The sequence below is a fragment of the Blastococcus sp. PRF04-17 genome (assembly GCF_023016265.1).
Taxonomy (GTDB): domain Bacteria; phylum Actinomycetota; class Actinomycetes; order Mycobacteriales; family Geodermatophilaceae; genus Blastococcus_B.
The window spans coordinates 1,973,327-1,988,715 of the sequence record NZ_CP095412.1 but is presented as its reverse complement, the minus strand read 5'-3'; the positions used below and the strand labels follow the sequence as shown (position 1 = coordinate 1,988,715).

General features: G+C 73.3%; 14 protein-coding genes. 5 read left to right on the top strand and 9 right to left on the bottom strand.

Annotation, left to right across the window (positions count from 1 at the left end):
• Nucleotides 1-56: 56 nt before the first annotated feature.
• Nucleotides 57-710, bottom strand: coding sequence for a hypothetical protein (locus MVA48_RS10150; protein WP_246988457.1), 654 nt, complete (start codon nt 708-710; stop codon nt 57-59).
• Between the two features lie 184 nt (nt 711-894).
• Here MVA48_RS10150 and MVA48_RS10145 point away from each other — a divergent pair, with 184 nt between their 5' ends.
• Entirely contained in the window at nt 895-1,410 is a 516-nt protein-coding gene (locus MVA48_RS10145) for a cupin domain-containing protein (RefSeq protein ID WP_246988455.1), read from the top strand.
• A gap of 18 nt (nt 1,411-1,428) precedes the next feature.
• Here MVA48_RS10145 and MVA48_RS10140 read toward each other — a convergent pair whose 3' ends face one another.
• Nucleotides 1,429-1,932 (bottom strand): MarR family winged helix-turn-helix transcriptional regulator, encoded by a 504-nt coding sequence (locus MVA48_RS10140; RefSeq protein WP_246988453.1) that lies wholly within the window; start codon nt 1,930-1,932, stop codon nt 1,429-1,431.
• An 88-nt stretch (nt 1,933-2,020) separates the two neighbouring features.
• On the opposite strand from MVA48_RS10140, the gene MVA48_RS10135 reads away from it, so the two are divergent.
• Complete coding sequence (locus tag MVA48_RS10135; protein WP_246988451.1) at nt 2,021-2,584, top strand: YceI family protein; 564 nt, start codon at nt 2,021-2,023, stop codon at nt 2,582-2,584.
• Nucleotides 2,585-2,680: 96 nt separating this feature from the next.
• On the opposite strand, the gene MVA48_RS10130 is transcribed toward MVA48_RS10135, so the two are convergent.
• From MVA48_RS10130 to MVA48_RS10120, 3 genes are read right to left on the bottom strand one after another with little or no spacing between them, the layout of a single operon-like run.
• Nucleotides 2,681-4,426 (bottom strand): FAD-dependent oxidoreductase, encoded by a 1,746-nt coding sequence (locus MVA48_RS10130; RefSeq protein WP_246988449.1) that lies wholly within the window; start codon nt 4,424-4,426, stop codon nt 2,681-2,683.
• Nucleotides 4,427-4,474: 48 nt separating this feature from the next.
• Entirely contained in the window at nt 4,475-4,768 is a 294-nt protein-coding gene (locus MVA48_RS10125; RefSeq protein ID WP_246988447.1) for a hypothetical protein, read from the bottom strand.
• Nucleotides 4,765-6,591: a hypothetical protein gene (locus MVA48_RS10120; protein ID WP_246988445.1), complete on the bottom strand. Its 1,827-nt coding sequence runs from the start codon at nt 6,589-6,591 to the stop codon at nt 4,765-4,767. The genes MVA48_RS10125 and MVA48_RS10120 overlap by 4 nt, the downstream gene beginning before the upstream one ends.
• A 212-nt stretch (nt 6,592-6,803) precedes the next feature.
• Here MVA48_RS10120 and typA point away from each other — a divergent pair, with 212 nt between their 5' ends.
• Nucleotides 6,804-8,696, top strand: coding sequence for a translational GTPase TypA (gene typA / locus MVA48_RS10115; RefSeq protein ID WP_246988443.1), 1,893 nt, complete (start codon nt 6,804-6,806; stop codon nt 8,694-8,696).
• Nucleotides 8,697-8,754: 58 nt separating this feature from the next.
• Here typA and MVA48_RS10110 read toward each other — a convergent pair whose 3' ends face one another.
• Complete coding sequence (locus tag MVA48_RS10110; RefSeq protein WP_256461144.1) at nt 8,755-9,840, bottom strand: IS30 family transposase; 1,086 nt, start codon at nt 9,838-9,840, stop codon at nt 8,755-8,757.
• Between the two features lie 246 nt (nt 9,841-10,086).
• Between MVA48_RS10110 and MVA48_RS10105 the strand changes: the two genes are divergently transcribed.
• Entirely contained in the window at nt 10,087-10,578 is a 492-nt protein-coding gene (locus tag MVA48_RS10105; RefSeq protein ID WP_246988434.1) for a DUF5994 family protein, read from the top strand.
• 63 nt (nt 10,579-10,641) lie between these two features.
• Nucleotides 10,642-11,637, top strand: coding sequence for an NAD-dependent epimerase/dehydratase family protein (locus tag MVA48_RS10100; protein ID WP_246988433.1), 996 nt, complete (start codon nt 10,642-10,644; stop codon nt 11,635-11,637).
• Between the two features lie 79 nt (nt 11,638-11,716).
• Here MVA48_RS10100 and MVA48_RS10095 read toward each other — a convergent pair whose 3' ends face one another.
• The 3 genes from MVA48_RS10095 to MVA48_RS10085 form a co-directional block, all read right to left on the bottom strand.
• Nucleotides 11,717-12,718, bottom strand: a complete 1,002-nt coding sequence (locus MVA48_RS10095) for a sulfite exporter TauE/SafE family protein (RefSeq protein ID WP_246988431.1) — start codon at nt 12,716-12,718, stop codon at nt 11,717-11,719.
• Nucleotides 12,719-12,940: 222 nt separating this feature from the next.
• On the bottom strand, nt 12,941-14,362 hold the full coding sequence (locus MVA48_RS10090; RefSeq protein WP_246988429.1) for an MFS transporter: 1,422 nt from the start codon (nt 14,360-14,362) through the stop codon (nt 12,941-12,943).
• Between the two features lie 9 nt (nt 14,363-14,371).
• Nucleotides 14,372-15,373 carry an inorganic phosphate transporter gene (locus MVA48_RS10085; RefSeq protein ID WP_246988427.1) on the bottom strand — a complete coding sequence of 334 codons (1,002 nt, stop codon included), beginning with the start codon at nt 15,371-15,373 and terminating at the stop codon, nt 14,372-14,374.
• Nucleotides 15,374-15,389 lie beyond the last annotated feature (16 nt).

The following is a 15,389-nucleotide window of genomic DNA, read 5'->3' as shown; positions in this document are numbered from 1 at the left end:
GTCGCCGTGGCCCGCGTCAACGGCGCGGGCCACGGCGCACGCTTCCGGGAGGACGGTCAGGCCCGCACGTCGGCCGCGCCGCGGTGCCGGATCAGCAGGTAGCGGCCGAGCAGCAGCCACGCGGCGCCCGTGGGCACCGAGATCGCGGCCCAGAACGCGGCGTCGTTCTCGGGGGCGAGCATGGAGCCGAGGAAGCCGATGCCGGCGCCGAGCGGCAGGGCGAGGACGAGCAGCCAGCCCGCCGTCCGGGCGAGCACGTCCTGGAACCGCCGGACCACCGTGCTGCCGACGAGGACGCCGCCGACGATGCTGACCAGGAATCCGACGAGGAAGATCGCGTGGCCCACGGCGACCTCGCCACCGCCCAGGCTCATCGAGCCGACCTCGATGCCGTTGCCCACCGCCACCGCACCGAGGCCCAGGGCGCCCAGCGCGACGCCGGTGCGGCCGATCCGGCTGACCCCCGGGCCCAGCGACGCGCGCAGCGCCGTGTGACCGACGACGATCAGCACCGGCGCGAGCACCAGGAAGATCCAGTCGGCCACGGCGACGGCGACGAAACCGAGGCTGCCGAACTCCTGCTCTCCGAGCTCGGCGGCGGCCCACACTGCGGGCAGCAGCAGCCACAGCCCGCCACCGATTGCACCGCTGCGGGCCCTTCGGGCGACGGTGTCGGTCGAGGGGGTGGACCGGACGGTCGTGCTGGTCATCGTGCGCTCCTCCGTGGTGGTGGATCGGGTGGGTCCACGGTGGAGGCGGTGCGATCACGGGCGGCAGGGCGCGGGTTCCCGATCCGGCCGGGAGGTTCGTCCCGCTCGGCGATGGCTACGGTGCGCAGGCATGCGCGGGGCGACGTCCGGGTCGCCGTCCACGGGTCAGACGGGAGTCGTGCCCATGTCCGATGAGCGAGCACCCGACCTCACGGTCGTCCCCCCGGGACAGGGGCGCACGGCCGATCTCGGCGACGGCGTGGGTGTCGCGTTCAAGCTCTGGGGCGAGGACACCGGAGGATCGATCGCCGTGGTCGAGCACCCGTTCGACGTGGGCGCGTACGTCTCGGCGCACCTGCACACCCGCGAGGACGAGTACTCCATCGTCACCGAGGGCGAGATCGGGTTCCGGTCGGGCGACCGGGAGGTGGTCCTCGGTCCCGGGGGTTACATCACCAAGCCACGCGGCGAGCTGCACGCGATGTGGAACGCCGGCCCGGTCCCGGCCCGCATGATCGAGATCATCAGCCCGGCCGGCTTCGAGGGCTTCTTCCGCGACATCGCCGACCTCGCCGAAGCAGGTGTCACCGAGCCGGCCGAGTTCATGGCGCTGGCCGAGCAGTACGGCCTGGAGTTCGGCGACCCGCCGTGGCAGGCCGACGTGATCAGGCGCTACGGCCTCACCTCCCCGGAGTGGTGAGCCGGAGGGCCGCCGACGTCAGCGTGGGCCGAGGTGGCGCAGCAACGTCTCGCCGAAGTCGCGCATGTGCGCGACCTGCTCGGGGGTGAGCTGGTCGAACAGGTGCAGCCGGACGCTCTCGACGTGCACCGGCGCGGCGGCCTCCAGCGCGGCGAAGCCCTCGTCGGTCAGCACCGCCAGCTGGCCGCGGCCGTCCTCGGCGCAGGTCTGGCGGCGCACCCATCCCCGCTCCTCGAGCCGGGACACCGCGTGCGAGAGCCGGCTGCGGGAGGACAGGCACCGGTCGGCGAGCTCGCTCATCCGCATCATGCGGTCGGGCGCCTCGGAAAGGGCCACGAGGATCTCGTAGTAGGCGTGGGAGATGCCGGTCTGGTGGATGAGGTCCCGGTCCAGCCGGTCATGCAGCAGCTGCGTGCTGTACAGCCACGCCCGCCACGCCTTCTGCTCCTCGGCGTCGAGCCAGCGGGGCTCGCCGGCGGGCGCTGCGGGCGGCTGTGAGGCAGCCGACACCTGCGATGTCATGCCGTCATCCTACTGGCGGAATAGTTGAGCTATCAACTACGCTACGGTCGGGCAGAAGGTCAAACGCTCAACCACCTTGGAGATCCCCATGACCAGCAGCACCGCCATCCAGATCCCCGGCTACGTCGTCGGCACCTGGGACATCGACGCCAGCCACTCGACGGTCGGCTTCTCCGTCCGCCACATGATGGTCAGCAAGGTCCGCGGCTACTTCCGCGACTTCTCCGGCGTCCTCGTCACCGCCGAGGACCCGACGCAGTCCTCCGTCGAGGCCCGCATCAACATGGACTCGATCGACACCCGCCAGGAGCAGCGCGACGCGCACATCCGCTCCGCCGACTTCTTCGACGTGGGCAACTACACCGAGATGACGTTCCGCTCGACCGCGGTGAAGACCGACGGCGCCGACTGGACCATCGAGGGTGACCTGACCATCAAGGGCATCACCAAGCCCGTCGTCCTGGAGCTCGAGCTCAACGGCTTCGGCCCGGACGCCTACGGCGGCACCCGCGCCGGCTTCTCCGCCAAGACCGAGATCTCCCGCAAGGCCTTCGGTGTCGACATCGACATGCCGATGGACGGCGGCGGCGTGGTCGTCGGCGACAAGATCAGCGTCGAGCTCGAGATCGAGGCCGTGCTCCGCACCGCCTGATCCCCGAACTTCCTCCCCCTCCTCCTGCCACGATCAGGTGACCTGATCGTCGAGCGTCCTCCCTCACGGTGGACCGCGAGGGAGGACGCATCGTGATCAGGTCACCTGATCATCGCCGAGGGCCCCGGACACCTCCGTCCGGGGCCCTCGTGCTGTCGACGGGGAGACTGGGCGACATGTCGACCGCGTCCCTCGTCCGCAACCGCCTCCCCTCGGCCCTCCTCGTGGCCGTCGGCCTCGCATCCGGCTTCGGCATCGCGCAGGGCACCGGCGTCCGGGCGCTGGGCGGTGCCGTCTTCGCCGCCGCAGGGGTGGCGGCGGGCGTCCTCTGGCTGCGCCGTAGAGGTATCGCCACCGCCGTGGCCCTCGCCGGGCTCTACCTCGGTGCGTTCGTGCTCGCCCACGTGCTGGCGATCGGGCTCGGCTGGCGGCGTGGGTCGCCGTGGCCCTGGTCGTCCTCGCCTCGGCGGGGGTGACGTTCGCGGTGGCCGACCGACCGGGGACGGCGATCAGCCCGCGCTGACGCGCGCGGGAGCTGCCGCGGAGGACCCGGAGCGCCATCCGGGGCGCCATGAGGCTCTCGGGCCGGTCCATCAGGTTGACCACCCGGAGGAAGGCCCGCCCCACGACCGGATCGCTCTCGGCCGCGACGTGCAGCCGCTCGAGGTAGGCGTTGACCGCCCGAACCTTGGCCGTGCGCGCACCCGCCACCTCGGGGAAGCGAAGGTCCGCGCCGACGGAGATGTCCCACGGGATGTCGACGACCCGCGCCGCGGCCCGGAGGAAGCGGCGGGCCAGGCCGTCCGTCCCCTCCGCCAGGCAGGCCCGCAGCGCGAGGGCCTCCACCGCGGCGACGGTCATGCCCTGCCCGTACACCGGGTTGAAGCTGCAGACGGCGTCCCCGAAGACCGCGTAGCCGGCAGGGAAGCGGCGCAGCCGTTCGTACCGGCGTCGCGAGCTGGCGGGGTAGCGGAAGAGCCGGGGGTCCGACAGCGGCTCGGCGTCCCGGATCACCTCGTGGATGGCCGGGACCGGCAGCGTGGCCGCGTAGGCGGTGTAGCCGTCGTGGTCCAACGGGGGGACGTCGCCGAGCATCCCGCCGAAGGTGACGATCCAGCGGTCGTCCTCCTGCGCGATCATGACGCCACCCCGCGGATTGGGAACCGTCCCGGCGACGGCCGCGCCCTCCGGCCCGGACGGGTCGCGGCGGTAGGACCGGGAGGCGTAGGCGAGGCCGATGTGCACCTGCTCGACCTCCGGCTCCGGGTAGCCCAGGGCCGCGAGCCACTGCGGTCCTCGAGAGCCCCGGCCGGTGGCGTCGACCACCAGGTCGGCGGAGAGCACCTGTGCACTGCTGTCGGCGTCGCGTCGCAGGACCCGCAGCCCCGTGACCCGGTCGCCGTCCGCCGACGCCGCCAGGCCCAGGGCGTCGCAGCCGTCCACGATCTCGACGTCCGGCAGCGCACGGACCCGCGCCCGGACGCGGGCCTCGAGCAGCGGCCGGCTGACGCCGAGGCCGAGCAGCCCGGACGGCGCCTGTCGCAGCAGCCGGCCCCCGTTCACCCAGCGGAACCCGGCCTGGAGGTCGACCGACGGCACACCGAGTCCGATGAGCTCGGCGGTCAGCCCCGGGAAGAGCTCCTCGAGCGCCTCGCGGCCCCGGGCCAGGAGGCCGTGCGCGTGCCGGCCTTGAGGGACGCCGCGGCGCGGCGCGGCATCCTCCCCGAGACGGTCCCGCTCGACGACGGTGACCGAGGCGTAGGTCTCACTCAGGACGCGCGCGGCCAGCAGTCCACCCATGCTGGCCCCCACGACGACGGCGTGGTCGGTGTGCTCGGACATCGGGTCCTCCTCCGGTGATGGGGAGGCCACGGTCCGACGGGCGACTGCTCACCCGACAGGTCGGTCGCTGCTCACTTCCTGCCCGGGCCCGGGGAGCTCGCGCTCCCACAGCCAGGCGGTGATCCGCTCGATCGCCGCGCCGAGGTGACGGCGGTAGGTCGAGAACGGCAGCCCCAGGCGCTCGGCCGCCGCCTCCTGGGTGGGCACGCCGCGGAAGAAGGTGGTGGCGGCGACGCGGTGCAGCTTGGCGTCCCGCGGGTCGGCGGCCAGCGTGTCGGTCGCCGCGACCAACAGGTCGGCCAGCGTCTCGGCGGCCGGTCTGCCGCGCGCGGCGTCGGTCACGAGGCGGGATCGGCACAGCGGGTTGCGCGCCAGGTCGGCCGGGCGGCGGGCGTTGCGCAGCGCGTCCTTGACGGCCGACTCGAACTCCTGCTCCGACAGCACGGCGAGCAGCCGGGCCGGTTCGGGCTTCCGCGGCACCGCGGCGGGGCCGCCGGCCAGCTCGCGGTCGGCCAGCCGGCCGAACCACTCGGCCACGGGCATGGCGCGCCAGTCGTGGGCGAAGAGCGTGAACGTCCGGTCCCCGACGGTCGCGGTGCCCGCGGGGAGTGCTCGATGTAGGCCATCTGGGCCGCCCAGAACGCGGGTTCGGCGAGGACGAGGAAGGACATCGCCAGGCCCGACCGCGTGGTCCACGAGTGCGCGCACGTCACCTGGATCAGGTCCATGACCGGCGAGGGTCGGTGGTAGGCCCCCGGGACGACGAAGGTGCGCAGGAGGTCGACGTGCTCGCCCGGGCGGAGCCGGCCAGAGGTCTCGACGTGCGACCAGGCGGCCGCGACCACCGGGTCGGCGGCGAGGTCCGCGGGATCCGGGCAGCTCAGCGCGAGGTGCAGCGCGAAGCCGGCCGGCTCGGACCGCCCCGCCCGGCGGTACACCCGGCAGCCCTCCGGCCGCCGGTCGAGCCAGTGCTCCAGGACGGCGGCCGACGCCTCCCCCTCCGCGGCGCGGGTCATCGCCACCACCGCCGCACGGTCGCCCGGGCCGGCGGCGTCCTCGTAGAAGCCGCCGTCGGCGTCCCAGGTCATGAAGGGCGCGTACACCGGGTTGCGGCGGTGCAGGAACATGAGATCCCGCCAGATCCGGGGCCCGTCCGCCGGGCTCCGGCGCAGCCGGTCGACCAGGTACTGCCGGATCCGCCGGTGCAGATCGGCGTAGCGGTCGGGGTCCCGCCAGCGCAGCTCCGCGTCGAGGACGTCGCGCGCCAGGTCGTGCGGATGGAGGCCCTCGGTGGCCCGCTCGACAAAGGACCGTGCGGACAGCCACGCGAACAGCTCGTCGCTGCCCGGGCCGCCGAGCACGGCGCGCAGCAGGGACTCGGTGGTGACCCGCGCGTGCGCGCACACCTCGAGCGCCGCGCGGTGCCGCGGGGACGGCGCCTCGTCGACGATCCGCTCGAGCAGCGGACGCAGCAGGTCAGGCGCTCCGGGGTCCGGCAGTGCGGCAGGGGCGCCGTCCCGCGCCGTCGCCTCGGCGACCAGGCACAGGGCCAGGGGGTGCCCACCGGCGAGCGCCAGCGCGGACTCCCGCAGGCGGGGCGGGACGCCGCGCGCGGCGAGCAGCCGCCCGGCGTCGTCCGGTGGCAGGTTGCGCAGGGTCACCGCCCGCAGCAGCCCCTCCCACGACGGGTCGAACCGCCAGGCGGCCTCGGGCGGCTCCCGCCCGGCGATCACGGTGAGCGCGTCGGCCGGGAGCCGCGGCAGGAACCGCTCGCGCAGCCAGCCCTGCAGCCCCGCGCACCGCTCGAACGTGTCGACCACGAGCAGCAGCCGGCCGCAGTCCTGCAGGACGGGGAGGGGGTCCTCGTCCGCCGGGACGCCGAGCTGCTCGCCCACCGCGGCGAGGAAGCCCTCGGGGTGGGGCGCGAACGTCCGGGCGTCGACGGCCACGGGGGTGACGCCGGCAGCCTCGGCGTCCAGGGCCATCCGGCGCAGCAGCGCGCTCTTGCCGATCCCGCCGGGGCCGTGGACGAAGAGCACCGCGAAGTCCGGCGTCCCGGCGAGCGACGCGGCGACGAGCTCGCGTTCGGCGGCCCGGCCCACGAACGTGCCCGCCGTCGCCCGGCCGAGCCGGGCGGCGAGATCCCCGGCAACCCGGCCGCCCACCCGCGCAGGCTATCCGCGCAGGGGGCGCTGCGGGTGAGTCTGGTCACCCTCCCGGCCGTCGGGGTGACGTTCGGGGTGGTCGGCCCGTCGCAGCGGGCGGCCCCCGCCCGTGGAGCGACTACCCTGGGAAGGTCGCCGGTCCGGCGGCCGTTACACCAGATGCCGCGAGCTGACGCAGCGGCCTCCCCGAATCTCCTGAGGTGCCTCTCCGCATGCCCACCCGCGACGACCTGCGCAACGTGGCGATCATCGCCCACGTCGACCACGGCAAGACGACCCTGGTCGACGCCCTCCTCCGCCAGGCAGGTGCCCTGGGGCGCGCCAAGGGCGAGGGCACCGACGCCGACGAGACGCAGACGCGGGTCATGGACTCCATGGACCTCGAGCGCGAGCGCGGCATCACCATCCTCGCGAAGAACACCGCGATCCGGCTGGCCGACGAGAACGGCAACCCGGTGACGGTGAACATCGTCGACACCCCGGGTCACGCCGACTTCGGCGGCGAGGTCGAGCGCGGCCTGTCGATGGTCGACGGCGTCGTCCTCCTGGTGGACGCCTCCGAGGGTCCGCTGCCCCAGACCCGCTTCGTGCTGCGCAAGGCGCTGGGCAAGGGGATGCCGGTCATCCTCGTCGTCAACAAGACCGACCGCTCCGACGCCCGCATCGGCGAGGTCGTCGACGAGACCTACGAGCTGTTCATGGAGCTGCTCGAGGACTCCGGCATGGACGTGGACAACCTCGACTTCCCCATCGTCTACAGCAACGGCAAGACCGGCCAGGCGTCGCTGACCCGGCCCGAGGACGGCACCTCGCCCGACAGCCCCGACCTCGCGCCGCTGGTGAAGACGCTGCTCGACACCATCCCGGCCCCGGTCTACGACGCCGAGGAGCCCTTGCGCGCGCAGGTCACCAACCTCGACGCCTCGCCCTACCTCGGTCGGCTGGCCCTGCTGCGCATCCACTCCGGCACGATGAAGAACGGCCAGCAGGTCGCCTGGTGCCGGACCGACGGCACCATCAAGAACGTCAAGATCACCGAGCTGCTCGTGACCGAGGGCCTCACCCGCACCCCGGCCGAGAGCGCGGGCCCCGGCGAGCTCGTCGCCATCGCCGGCATCGAGGACATCATGATCGGCGACACCCTCGCCGACCCGAACGACCCGCGTCCGCTGCCACCGCTGACCGTCGACGAGCCATCGATCTCGATCACCATCGGCATCAACACCTCGCCGCTGTCGGGGAAGTCGGGCAAGAAGCTGACCGCCCGTCTCATCAAGAACCGCCTCGACCAGGAGCTGGTCGGCAACGTGTCGGTGCGGATGCTGCCCACCGACCGCCCCGACACCTGGGAGATGCAGGGCCGCGGCGAACTCGCGCTGGCCATCCTCGTCGAGCAGCTGCGTCGCGAGGAGTTCGAGCTCACCGTCGGCCGGCCGACCGTCGTCACCAAGGAGATCGACGGCAAGCTGCACGAGCCGGTCGAGCGCGTCACGATCGACACCCCGGGCGAGTACGTCGGCACGCTGACGCAGGCGCTCGCGGTCCGGCGGGGACGGCTGGAGAATCTGGTGCACCACGACACGGGCTGGGCGCGGATGGAGTACATCGTCCCGTCGCGCGGCCTGATCGGGTTCCGCACCGAATTCCTCACCGAGACCCGCGGCACCGGCGTCCTCAACCACAACCTCGAGGGCTACGAGCCGTGGCTGGGTGACATGCGCGCCCGCCCGACCGGCTCGCTGGTGGCCGACCGCCAGGGCGTCGCCACGACGTACTCGATGTTCTCGCTGCAGGAGCGCGGGCAGCTGATGGTGCAGCCGGGCACCGAGGTCTACGAGGGCATGATCGTCGGTGAGAACTCACGCCCGGACGACATGGACGTGAACATCACCAAGGAGAAGAAGCTCACCAACATGCGCAAGAGCACCTCCGAGGAGCTCGAGCGCCTGATCCCGCCGCGGATCCTGAACCTCGAGCAGGCGCTGGAGTTCTGCGCCGAGGACGAGTGCGTCGAGGTCACGCCGGCCACGGTGCGCATCCGCAAGGTGGTGCTCGACCAGACCGAGCGCGGCAAGGCGAAGAACCGCAAGCCCAAGCCGGTCTGATCCCGCCGCCCAGCTCACGGTGATCATCGGCGAGTGGTGGTCCGACACGCCGGCGGGTTCAAGGGGTTGTTGCAGCGAGGAGCTGGTTGAGCGCCTCGGCGGGAGTTTGCCAGTCGAGGGTCATCCGCGGGCGTTCGTTGAGCTCGTCGGCGACGGCGTCGAGGGCGTCTTGGGGCCACGTGCGGAAGTTGGTGCTGGAGCGAGGGAAGTAGTCGCGCAGCAGCCGGTTGGTGTTCTCGTTGGAGCCGCGTTGCCAGGGCGAGTGGGGGTCGCAGAAGAACACCGGGCAGCCGGTGGCGACCCGGAATCGGGCGTGGGCGGCCATCTCCGGACCGCAGTCCCAGGCCAGTGACCGGCGCAGGTGGGCGGGCAGCCGCTGGGCGAGGGCGGAGAGCACGGCGATGACCTGCTCGGAGGCGCGCGAGTCGGGTAGGGCGCCGAGCATCACGTAGCGGGTCTTGCGCTCGACGAGGGTGATGATCGCCGAGGAGCCGCGGGCGCCGACGAGGAGATCGCCCTCCCAGTGCCCGGGCACCGCCCGGTCGGCGGCTTCGGCGGGGCGGGCGGAGAGGTGAAAGTCCGGGGTGATCCAGGCGCGTGCCGAGCGGACCGCGCCGCCTGCCGCGGGTCGCCTGCGCCGGTGCGCGCGGCCGGAGCGCAGCGCCACCTGGTTCCCCAGCTCGGCGCGCAGGTTGCCGCGGCCTTGCACGTAGATGGCCTTGTAGATGGTCTCGTGCGACACGCTCCAGGCTGCCTGCCCGGGATGCTCGCGGCGAAGCCGGTCGGCGATCTGCCGCGGCGAGTGCCGCTTCTTCAGTCGACGGAGCACCTCTGCGCGCAGCGGGCCGCGGACGGCCAGTTTGGCCCGCTTAGGCCGCAGCGCCCGCAGTCGGGCGCGCTCGTGGGCACGGTCGGCCAGATAGCCCCACCGGTAGAGCCCGCCGGGGCCCGGACCGCCGCTGCTGCCGTGCCGGCCGGCGGGGTTTTTGGGGCCGTGCCGGTAGGAGTGGTTGCGGTTCAGCTCGCGCCACACCGTGGAGGTGTGCCGGCCGATGTGCTCAGCGATCTGAGGGATCGATCGGCCCACCCTCCACAACGTCTCGATCCGCAGCCGTTCGTCGTGTGTCAGTCGTCCGCCGGGCATCGCGCCACCCTCGGGCTAGCAGGGGCGCTGCAACAACCGGTTGACTCCGCGGCCGTCGGGCCCAGCCATTCGCCGATGATCATCTCCGGGGGTGGGAAGGGCAGCCGTGGCCGGGTGGGCACGGGTCGTGACGACGGGCCGGGGGACGGCGACCCGCCCGCATCCGCCTGCGCGAGCCGGGCGCCGACCTCGACATACGTTGCCGATGGGTCCGTGTGTCGAGGAACGAGAGGCGGCCGAGCGCTGATGACGACGATCACCCGAACGGCTCCGGGCGGTGGGTTCCGGGGCGGCATCGACGTCCGGGTGAGTCTTCGGGAGAACGCGGGTGACGGGGCCTCGGCCTTCGACGGGGCGTGGTTCCCGCGCTGCCGGGACCTCGCCGTCGAGCTGCCGGAGCTGATCGCCGAGCTCGACCGCCGCGGCGTGCGGGTGGAGCGGTTCACCTACCCCCTCGACGCGTGGTCGACCGTGCCCCGCAAGCTCCTCGTCCAGGACCGGGTGGTGCGCACCGGCGGTTTCCGCAGCATGGATCCGGGCGTGGTCTGCCTGACCTGGGACGGCGGCCTGCGGCGTGCGGACCTGCTGGTCGTGCCGCCGGAGACCGACGTCCTCACCGGCGCACGGGCGCTGCGGCTGTGCACGCGGCGCGGGCTGCCCCGCTCGCCGCAGATGGTGCTCGCCGCCGCGCGGTCCACGCCCCTGCCCCAGGTGCCGGAGTACCGCCGGGCGGTCTGAACCCGATTCCGCCGGCCGCGAACCGGCTGGACGGCGGGGGAGCGGCTCGGCTGGAGTGAGCGCATGCGGCTCCTCGTCCTCGGCGGCACCCACTTCCTCGGCCGGCACGTCGCCTCCGCGGCGCTCGAGCGCGGCCACGACGTCGCCACCTTCACCCGCGGCGTCTCGGGGGAGCCCCCCGAAGGAGCGCGTCCCCTGCACGGCGACCGCGACGACCCCGACGCCCTCCCGAAGGCGCTGGCCGACGGGACGCCCGACCTGGTCGTGGACACGTCGTGCCAGACGCGCACCGCGGCCCGCAACGCCGCCGAGGTGCTCGGCGACGTCCGCGCCTACGCCTTCGTCAGCAGCCTGAACGCCTACGCGAACTGGCCGCCCGGTCCGATCGGTCGGGAGGACGACGAGCCGACCTGGACGACGGACGACGAGGAGTACGGCCCCATCAAGGCCGCGAGCGAGCGGATCCTGGGCGCGGCGCTGGGCGATCGGTTCCTGACCGCCCGCGCCGGGCTCATCATCGGCCCGTACGACCCCATCCACCGGCTCGGCTGGTGGCTGGAGCGCATCGCCCGGGGCGGCCGGGTCGTCGTCCCGGATGCACTGGAGCAGCCGATCGCCGCGGTGGACGCCCGGGACCTGGCGGAGTGGCTGATCGAGGCGGTCGAGCGCGGACTCTCCGGCGCGGTGAACGCGACCGGGCCGACCGGCATGAGCACGCTCGGCGGGCTGCTGGAGCTCTGCCGCGAGGTGACCGGCAGCGACGCGGAGTGGGTGCCGGTGCCGGAGGCCGCGCTGCTGGCCGCCGGGGTCGAGCCGTGGGTGCACCTGCCGCTGTGGCTGCCGGCCGACGTGGCGCGCACGGCTTGGGACGTCGACACCTCCCGTGCGCGCGAGCTCGGGTTGCCCAGCCGCCCGCTGCGCGACTCGGTGGCCGACACGTGGGCCTGGCTGCGGGCAGACGGGCGCCCGCCCAGGGCGGCGCACCGCCCCGAACCCGGCCTGCCGTTCGAAATCGAGGCCCACCTGCTCGCCGGCGTCCGCGATGATCAGGTGACCTGATCGTCGAGCGTCCTCCCCCACGTTCTGCGGTGAGGGAGGACGCTGCGGGATCAGGTCACCTGATCCCCGCATGCGGTCGTCAGTCGCGCGGGGCGCTGGGGCGACCGGCCGGCACCGACTCGGCGACGGGCGCGGCCTCCTGCTCGGTCCCCACGTTGCGCTCGGCCACCGCGTTGCGCTCGGCCAGGGCGGAGACGGCCTCGGCCGACTCCAGGTCGCGGTCCTTCCGGTACTCGATGAACGACCACACCACGGCCGCGGCCCAGATCAGGTAGATCGCCCCGTACACCAGGTAGCGGGTGCCGTCGGCGGCGTCGATCCAGTCGCTCCTCAGCAGCGTGCGGGTGTTGGTCAGCACGATGATGCCGCCGACCAGGGAGCCGAGCAGCCGGGGCGGGATGTGCCGGACCAGCCACGCGGCGATCGGCGCGGCGATCAGGCCGCCGATCAGCAGCCCTGCGACCCACGTGAAGTTCACGCCCTGCGAGCCGAGCGCGAACAGGAACCCGAGGCTGGCAGCCAGCGCCACCAGGAACTCGGAAGTGTCGATCGAGCCGATCACCTTGCGCGGCTCCATCCGGCCGCTGGCCAGGATGGCGGGCGTGCCGACCGGGCCCCACCCGCCGCCGCCGGTGGCGTCGACGAAGCCGGCGACCAGGCCCAGCGGGCCGAGGAAGCGCTTGCGCATCGGCTTGCCCAGGTGCCGGCGGTCGATGCCCCGGAGCGTGAATCGCACCAGGATGTAGACGCCGAGCGTGAGGAGGATCAGCGACATCACCGGGGCCGCGACCGCGGTGGACAGGCTGGCGAGGAACGTCGCGCCGGCGAACGCGCCGATCGCGCCGGGGAGGCCGATCTTGGCGACGACCTTCCAGTCGACGTTGCCGAACTTCCAGTGGGAGAGGCCCGAGGCGAGCGTCGTCCCGATCTCCGCGAGGTGCACCGTGGCCGAGGCGGCCGCGGGACTGGTGCCGATGGCGAGCAGCAGGGTGGTCGAGGTGACGCCGTAGGCCATGCCCAGGCTGCCGTCCACGAGCTGCGCACCCAGGCCGACGAGGGCGAGCAGAACAAGGGTCTTCACGGGACTGAACTCCGAGTCTCAGGGGACCGCGGGCGCGCGCGGGCAGGGCGCAGCGCGGCGGAAAGCAGGGGAGCGCCTCAGGCGCGGGAGTCAGCGGCCCGGACAGCGGCTGGCGCAGACGCGCAGCAGGTCGACATGGATGCGCCCCACGAGGAGCACCGTCGTCTCTGCCACGGCGCTATGTCTACCAGATCGGTCGGGATTGCTCACAACACGTCTCACTCAGCGGGATGTGGTCTGCAGCACGTCGGACCGGATCGTCGACCAGGCCGTGAGCCCGCCCGCGGCGAACAGCCCCGCACAGATGATCATCGCCGTGGAGAAGCCGCTGGTGAAGGCGACCGGGTCGGTGTAGTCGTCGCCGGAGAGGCCAACCGCGACCGGCAGGGCCGCGACCGCCAGCAGCTGGGCCGCGCGGGCGACGGCGTTGTTGACGCCGCTGGCGACGCCGGCCATCGCGTCGGGCGCCGCGCCCAGCACGGTGGCGGTCAGCGGCGCCACGGTGAGGGCGAGGCCCAGCCCCTGCAGCACCGTGCCCGGCAGTACCTCGACGACGTACGGGGCGTCGCCGTCCACCCAGGCCAGCAGGAGCGTGCCCGCGGCGATCACCAGCGGGCCGACGGTCATCGGCAGCCGCGGGCCGATCTGCTGGGCCAGCGCCCCGGCCCGGGGCGAGAGCAGGGTGAGCAGCAGGATCGACGGCAGCATCGCCGCCCCGGCCGCCGTGGCGCCGTAGCCGAGCACGTTCTGCAGCTGCAGGACGAGGAACAGGCCGCTCCCGCCCAGCGCGCCGTAGACGGCGAGGGTCGACAGGTTGGCGCCGGTGAACTGACGGTCGGCGAAGACGCCGAGCGGCAGCATCGGGTCCGCGGCCGCCCGCTCACGGACGACGAAGCCGACCGCCGCGGCCACGCCGAGCGCCGCGGAGACGACGACGTCGGTCCGCGCGAAGGTGTCCGCCCCGGCGATCAGCGCGTAGGTGACGCCGCCGAGCGCGACGGCGCCGAGTGCCGCGCCGGCGACGTCGAACCGGCCGTGATGGCCGCCGTCCCGGCTCTCGGGCACGTGCCGGCCGGCGACCGCGACGATGACCACGGCGATCGGCACGTTGATGAGGAAGACCAGCCGCCAGCTCACCGCGTCGACCAGCAGCCCGCCGAGGAAGGGGCCGATCAGCGCGGAGATGCCCGACAGCGACGACCACAGCCCGATGGCCCGGCCGCGGTCACCGGGACGGAACGAGGCCTGGATCAGCGCCAGGCTGCCCGGCGTCAGCAGCGCGCCGCCGATGCCCTGCAGCGCCCGGGCCGCGACGAGCTGCCCGGTGTTCTGCGCCAGGCCGCACAGCAGGGAGGCGGCGGCGAACCAGACCACGCCGATGACGAACACCCGGCGCCGCCCGTAGCGGTCGCCGAGCGATCCGCCGAGCAGGATCAGCGCCGCCAGCGCCAGGGTGTAGCCGTTGACCGTCCACTGCAGCCCCGACAGGTTGGCCTCGAGGTCGCGGCCGATCGCGGGCAGCGCCACCTGCACGGCGGTCCCGTCGAGGAAGGCCATGCCCGACGCGAGCACCGTGACCGCCACCAGCCAGCGCCCAGCAGCGGTGCCCAGCGCGACCGGCGCGGGTGCGGTGGCGCCGGTCACGCGGTCATCTCACCCCACGACCAGGTCGGTCAGGAAGTAGGTCACGGCTGCCACGGCCGCGGCGGCCGGCAGGGTCACGATCCAGGCGCCCACGATGTTGCCGGCCACGCCCCAGCGGACCGCCGACAGCCGCCGGGTCGCGCCGACACCCATGATCGACGTGGTGGTGATGTGCGTCGTCGACACGGGGACGGCGAAGACGGTGGCGGTGGTGACCATGACGCTGGAGGCGACCGTCTGCGCGGCGAACCCGCCGGTCGGCGTCAGCTGGATGATCCGGCGCCCCATCGTCCGCATGATCCGGAAACCGCCGGCGTAGGTGCCCGCCGCGATCGCCGCCGCGGCGGACAGCACCACCCAGAACGGCACCTCGAAGGTGTCGATCTCCCCCGCGGTGAACAGGGCGAGGGTCATGATGCCCATCGTCTTCTGGGCGTCCTGCATCCCGTGGCCCAGCGCCATCGTGGCCGAGCTGACGATCTGCGCCAGCTTGAAGTTGCGGTTGGCCCTGGCGACGTGGGACCGCCGGAACGCCCACAGCAGGGCGAGCATGAACAGGTAGCCGAGCCCGAAGCCGACCAGCGGCGAGACGATCATCGGGACGATGACCTTCTCGAACACGCCCATCCACTGCACCGAGTGGGCCGCGGCGAGGGCGGCGCCGACCAGGCCGCCGATCAGGGCGTGGGAGGACGACGACGGCAGTCCGTACCACCAGGTGATCAGGTTCCAGACGATCGCGCCGACGACCCCCGCGAAGACGATCTCCAGACCCCCGGCGCCCTCCGGTGGCTCGATGATCCCGGCGCCCACGGTCTTGGCCACCTCGGTGGACAGCAGCGCGCCGACCAGGTTCATCACGGCGGCCAGCGCCAGGGCCACCCGCGGCGTCAGCGCCTTGGTGGAGACGGCGACGGCGATCGCGTTGGCCGCGTCGTGGAAGCCGTTGGTGTAGTCGAAGGCCAGCGCGACCAGGATGATCACGACGAGCCCGAGGAAGGCCGGATCCATCAGCGGTACACCGGGG

Bases quoted from the DNA above. Each gene is read 5' to 3' on its own strand.
- MVA48_RS10105 (WP_246988434.1), top strand. From the start codon at position 10,087: ATGACGACGATCACCCGAACGGCTCCGGGCGGTGGGTTCCGGGGCGGC.
- typA (WP_246988443.1), top strand. From the start codon at position 6,804: ATGCCCACCCGCGACGACCTGCGCAACGTGGCGATCATCGCCCACGTC.
- MVA48_RS10130 (WP_246988449.1), bottom strand. From the start codon at position 4,426: ATGTCCGAGCACACCGACCACGCCGTCGTCGTGGGGGCCAGCATGGGT.
- MVA48_RS10100 (WP_246988433.1), top strand. From the start codon at position 10,642: ATGCGGCTCCTCGTCCTCGGCGGCACCCACTTCCTCGGCCGGCACGTC.
- MVA48_RS10150 (WP_246988457.1), bottom strand. From the start codon at position 710: ATGACCAGCACGACCGTCCGGTCCACCCCCTCGACCGACACCGTCGCC.
- MVA48_RS10140 (WP_246988453.1), bottom strand. From the start codon at position 1,932: ATGACATCGCAGGTGTCGGCTGCCTCACAGCCGCCCGCAGCGCCCGCC.
- MVA48_RS10085 (WP_246988427.1), bottom strand. From the start codon at position 15,373: ATGGATCCGGCCTTCCTCGGGCTCGTCGTGATCATCCTGGTCGCGCTG.
- MVA48_RS10110 (WP_256461144.1), bottom strand. From the start codon at position 9,840: ATGCCCGGCGGACGACTGACACACGACGAACGGCTGCGGATCGAGACG.
- MVA48_RS10135 (WP_246988451.1), top strand. From the start codon at position 2,021: ATGACCAGCAGCACCGCCATCCAGATCCCCGGCTACGTCGTCGGCACC.
- MVA48_RS10145 (WP_246988455.1), top strand. From the start codon at position 895: ATGTCCGATGAGCGAGCACCCGACCTCACGGTCGTCCCCCCGGGACAG.